Raw genomic sequence first — 5,021 nt, forward strand, 5'->3', positions numbered from 1 at the left:
AGAAAAAATGCATCGACTTGATAAGCGCAGTTTCTTTCTTTTATAATAAAAAGGTTATGTAAATGAAAAAGGATGTGTCCGAAATGGCTGAAAAAGAAACGGGAATTTCGGTCAAACTGTCAATTGAAACGGAAATCCGCCATGATGGAATGAAAGAAGCGCATTCCGGAACGGCAGACGGGATGCTCTATAAAAAAGGCGATTCCACTTATTTAAAATATATAGAAGAGATCGAAGAAGTTGGATCGGTCAACAACGTCATTAAGATGAATCATACAGGCATTGTCGTCATTCGCAACGGAAGCGTAGGGATGCGCCAAAAATTTTTAATCGGGCAAACGACGCAAGGGATGTATGACAGCCCATTTGGCCAATTGAGGATGGAAACGACGACGAAAGCGATGGAATTTCGCTGGAACCGGCAGGAAGGGCACGGTGAGCTACTTCTTGAATATGCGCTCGTTTTGCAAGGCGAAAAGGCAGGAAATCACACGATAAAAATTTATTTTAAGGAGGTTGATGAAACATGAACATCGTAGATCAAATGAAAATCCAGTTAAAAAAAGAAATTGAAGAGGCTGTTTTAAAGGCCGGGCTTGCCGAAAGAGAGCAGCTTCCGGAAGTTGTGTTAGAAGTGCCGAAGGATAAAGCACATGGAGATTATGCGACAAATATGGCGATGCAGCTTGCCCGCATTGCAAAAAAGGCGCCGAGAATGATCGCTGATGAGATTGTAAAGCATTTTGATAAAACAAAGGCGTCGATTGGGAAAATTGAAATTGCCGGACCAGGTTTCATTAATTTTTATATGGACAATTCGTATTTGACGGATTTGATCCCGACCATTTTAAAAGCGGGCGAACATTATGGCGAAACGAACCTTGGACAGGGCAAAAAGGTGCAAGTCGAGTTCGTATCGGCCAATCCGACAGGAAACTTACACCTCGGCCATGCCCGCGGGGCGGCAGTCGGCGATACGCTTTCTAACATCCTTAATAAAGCGGGCTTTGACGTTTCCAGGGAATATTACATTAATGATGCCGGAAATCAAATCAACAATTTGGCGTACTCAATTGAAGCACGCTATCTTCAGGCGCTCGGAATCGAAAAAGAAATGCCGGCAGACGGTTATTACGGCGAGGATATTATCGAGTTCGGAAAAGAGCTCGCTGCCGAATACGGCGATAAGCTTACCAGGAAGGATGAAAAGGAACGGTTTGAGTTTTTCCGTGAATACGGGCTAAAACGGGAACTTGAGAAGATCAAGAAGGTTTTGGATGAATTTAGAGTTCCATTTGATGTCTGGTACTCTGAAAGATCTCTCTATGAAACAGGAAAAATTGATACCGCTCTTGAAAAATTGAAAGAAAAAGGTGTCATTTACGAAAAAGACGGGGCAACCTGGTTCCGCACAACCGATTTCGGGGATGACAAAGACCGCGTATTGATTAAAAATGATGGTTCGTATACGTATTTGACACCGGATATCGCCTACCATAAAGATAAACTGGAGCGCGGCTTTGAAAAGTTGATCAACGTCTGGGGCGCGGATCACCACGGCTATATTCCGCGAATGAAAGCGGCGATTGAAGCGCTTGGCCATGACCGCGAGCAGCTTGAAGTAGTGATTATCCAGTTCGTTTCTCTATTCCAAAATGGCGAAAAAGTGAAGATGAGCAAACGTACAGGTAAGGCGGTAACGTTAAAAGACTTGATGGAGGAAGTCGGAATTGACGCAACCCGTTACTTCTTTGCGATGAGAAGCTCCGACACTCATCTTGATTTTGACATGGACTTAGCTGTATCCAAATCCAATGAAAACCCGGTCTTCTACGTGCAATATGCGCATGCGCGGGTGTGCAGCATGCTTCGCCAGGGACAGGAAATGGGCCTTTCTTATGATGGGGAACTGGATTTATCCCACATTTCAACAGAAAAAGAGTTTGAGTTGTTAAAGAAGCTCGGGGAATTCCCAGCGGTCATCAATGAAGCGGCGGAGAAGCTGTTGACCCACCGCATTACGAACTATGTCTTTGAAGTGGCGTCCGCCCTGCACAGCTTTTACAACGCTGAACGCGTACTGGATGAAAGCAACAAAGAAAAATCAGCGGCCCGCTATGCATTAATGAAAGCAACGCAAATCACCATCGAAAATGCCTTGAAGATCATCGGTGTTACGGCACCCGAGCGGATGTAGTAACTTTTGGAGTCAGTCAAAATAAAGCAGGTGGGTAAAAACGATTTGTTTTTATCCACCTGCATTTCTTTTAAAAGCAAACAAAAAGTAACCCACCCTGTACCGGCCAGTGTTAGGAGTTAGGTTACTTTTTTACTTCAAATATTCTGGAAAATGATGAAAGCGGGGAATGAAACATCATCGGTGTTACGCAACCTGAGCGGGTGCAAGGCTTTTACTCCTTTCTGCAATAAGAAAGGAGTTTTTTTATAAAAGTAGTCAATAATTCTTATGTGAACAAACATGTTATTGAGAAAGAGGTCGCTCCTTTTAGATAGTCGTCTTTCTTAGTTGAGATGGCGAGTGAGCTAAGTATAATAAGATAGGTGACATGGAAATATAATACATTACGCCAGAGAAAATTTCACAATCATAGAGGGATTTCCAAAAAAATGTAGAATATTTGTTGTAAAGAATTATTGAAGGGCGAGGGTATTATATGACGAGAACCTTTATGAATATTTTTTCTCGAATGATTTTTACTGTTTTTGGAATTGTCTTAATCTCAGCTTTTTTAGGTTTGTTTATTGATGGAGTCCATTTAAAATTCTCCCTATTTATCGAAAATTTTATAGAAATTATAAAATACCTTAATAACCCAGGACAAGAATTAGAGGTTAATTATATAGGAACAAAAATAAAGCTTTTTCCGGGAATTTGGAGTTTTTATCTTTATTCAATCATTATATTTATTAGTTCATTCTTGTTATCTTTGATTATAAGCTCTTTAATATCAATTGCAACGTTTTTCTTATCAAAAAAAGTAGTTAGAAAAATCGTTTATTTAGCATCTCTTTTGGAGTCATTACCGGATATTTTCATCATCATCATTATTCAGTTTATTGTAATTTGGATATATAAAAAAACAGGTTTACTTCTTTTCCCTGTTGCGGGAGCTTTTGAACGGGCTTATTTTTTACCAATTCTTACGCTAACTATATTACCTACAATTATGTTTTATCGAATAATAATCTTGTTAATGGAGGAAGAGTTTAATAAACCTTATACTGAATTTGGTAGAAGCAAAGGTTTTCGGTTGTTGTATATTCTATGTATTCATGTTCTCAGAAATATTGCTATTAGTGTAGCAAATCATTCAAAATCGATCATTTGGGTAATGCTTTCAAATTTAATTATATTTGAACGGTTATTTAATATTTATGGATTATTTAATTTCATTTTCCAAAACCCCAATATTTGCATTATTTGCACCAGTTTGATTTTATTTTATATACCTATTGTTATACTGTTATCTATTATTAGATTAATAATTGAAAAAACTACTGGACAGGAGGTACTGTTATAGTGGCCAAAAATCTTATAAAGAGCCCGTCCTTTATTATAGGTTCTTTAATCATTATGCTTCTATTTTTTCTAAGTATTTTTTATAAAATTATCTTTAATGATCATATTCCTCAACCAGGAATAAATATTATGTATGATAAACAAGGGAAACTGTTAAAAGGAGTTCTAACTCCAAAACAACATCCTCCATTGGGAACAGATAACCAAGGTAGAGATATTTTTTTTGTTATGTTAGTAGGTGCTAAGTATACAATTGGAACAGGATTTTTAGTAGCCTTTTTTCGCCTGTTCTTTTCCACTATAATCGGAGTTTTCTTTAGCTTTTACTTTTCAAAATGGACCAAATTTGCAACTGCCATTGTGGAGTCAAGTAATTTTTTCCCGGCTACCATTTTTACATATTATCTTCTGCAATATATATTGTTTTATGATTTCCTATTTCATGATAAATTTACTTACCCCCTTTGGATACGGATTATGATCAATTTAATGGTATTAATCGTTGTTGCTATTCCTTCTACTGCATTACTTATTTCAAACGAAACGAGAAACATTATAAAGAATGAATTTATTGAAAGTGCAATCGTTTTAGGGGCTAACAAATTTCATATTGTGAAAACTCATATTCGACCGTTCTTATTGCCCCAATTATTCATCGTATTTTTACGTGAATTTATTCAAGTTATGCTTTTAATAGCCCATCTTGGACTTTTAGGAATTATGGTTGGTGGAGGTCAACCGGGTGAAGATTTATTCCAGAGAAAAATTATCGTATCCATTTCTAACGAATGGTCCGGGTTAATCGGAAGCTGGTGGAGTTTTTTATGGACATCATATCCATGGATACCCTTCATTCCCATTTGTTTCTTTACATTGATTATTATAGCTGCCAAACTTACTTTAGAAGGATTTACCCAAGCATTATCAAAAAATCCCTCAAGTAGCTATTTGAATATTGAAAAGCCCACAAAGAATGTAATGACTAACCCTATTGAAAAAAAAGATTTTGTTAGCATAGAATAGAGGACAAAAAATTCTAATTTTTCAATATAATTGTTGACGGAAATACAAAGTATGCTATAATAGGGAAAAACAAGGAGGTGATAAGAGTGAAAATTTTCGAAAGATTGTTTGGTTTGAAAACGGTTACACCAATGAGCACTTTAGTATGTGATAGTAAAACAAAATGCAGAGATAATCCAAATTATAGCACAACTTGGGAAATTTTACCGAGCGGAGCAAAGGTTTATAGAGGTTGCTGTTAAAAAAATTAGAGCTAAGAGGCTACCATCTCTTAGCTCTAATTATAAAAGGGAGGTTTCAAGTAAAATGAGTGTTTTTTTAATTCCATGGCTTTGTCTAGCAATAGGAATTTTTAAAAAACTAACTAATTTAAAGGGTAGTTTGAAAATTTTCGAAGATCTAATCCGACCAATAAGCTTTCCTCAACATTATCTTGTCAATAAAAATATATTAGATA

5 protein-coding genes are annotated in these 5,021 nt (G+C 36.8%); all 5 read left to right on the plus strand.

Annotation, left to right across the window (positions count from 1 at the left end; all coding sequences use genetic code 11):
- The first annotated feature begins 83 nt into the window (after window positions 1-83).
- The gene (locus tag WD019_RS21345) at window positions 84-530 is read left to right on the plus strand and encodes a DUF1934 domain-containing protein (protein WP_425712766.1); all 447 of its coding nucleotides are present in this window, start codon (window positions 84-86) and stop codon (window positions 528-530) included.
- The gene (argS, locus tag WD019_RS21350; RefSeq protein WP_425712767.1) at window positions 527-2,197 is read left to right on the plus strand and encodes an arginine--tRNA ligase; all 1,671 of its coding nucleotides are present in this window, start codon (window positions 527-529) and stop codon (window positions 2,195-2,197) included. Before WD019_RS21345 ends, argS begins: the two co-directional genes overlap by 4 nt.
- A gap of 478 nt (window positions 2,198-2,675) precedes the next feature.
- Entirely contained in the window at window positions 2,676-3,542 is an 867-nt protein-coding gene (locus tag WD019_RS21355) for an ABC transporter permease subunit (RefSeq protein WP_425712768.1), read from the plus strand.
- Window positions 3,542-4,564 carry an ABC transporter permease gene (locus tag WD019_RS21360; RefSeq protein ID WP_425712769.1) on the plus strand — a complete coding sequence of 341 codons (1,023 nt, stop codon included), beginning with the start codon at window positions 3,542-3,544 and terminating at the stop codon, window positions 4,562-4,564. Before WD019_RS21355 ends, WD019_RS21360 begins: the two co-directional genes overlap by 1 nt.
- A gap of 147 nt (window positions 4,565-4,711) precedes the next feature.
- On the plus strand, window positions 4,712-5,021 hold a 310-nt coding region (locus WD019_RS21365; protein ID WP_425712770.1), incomplete at its 3' end, for a hypothetical protein.

This window comes from Fictibacillus sp. Mic-4, assembly GCF_049843615.1.
Classification (GTDB): Bacteria; Bacillota; Bacilli; order Bacillales; family Fictibacillaceae; genus Fictibacillus_A; species Fictibacillus_A gelatini.

What these genes read in the sequence shown, in the direction of transcription:
- WD019_RS21345 (WP_425712766.1), top strand. Translation starts at nt 84, where the DNA reads ATGGCTGAAAAAGAAACGGGAATTTCGGTCAAACTGTCAATTGAAACG.
- argS (WP_425712767.1), top strand. Translation starts at nt 527, where the DNA reads ATGAACATCGTAGATCAAATGAAAATCCAGTTAAAAAAAGAAATTGAA.
- WD019_RS21355 (WP_425712768.1), top strand. Translation starts at nt 2,676, where the DNA reads ATGACGAGAACCTTTATGAATATTTTTTCTCGAATGATTTTTACTGTT.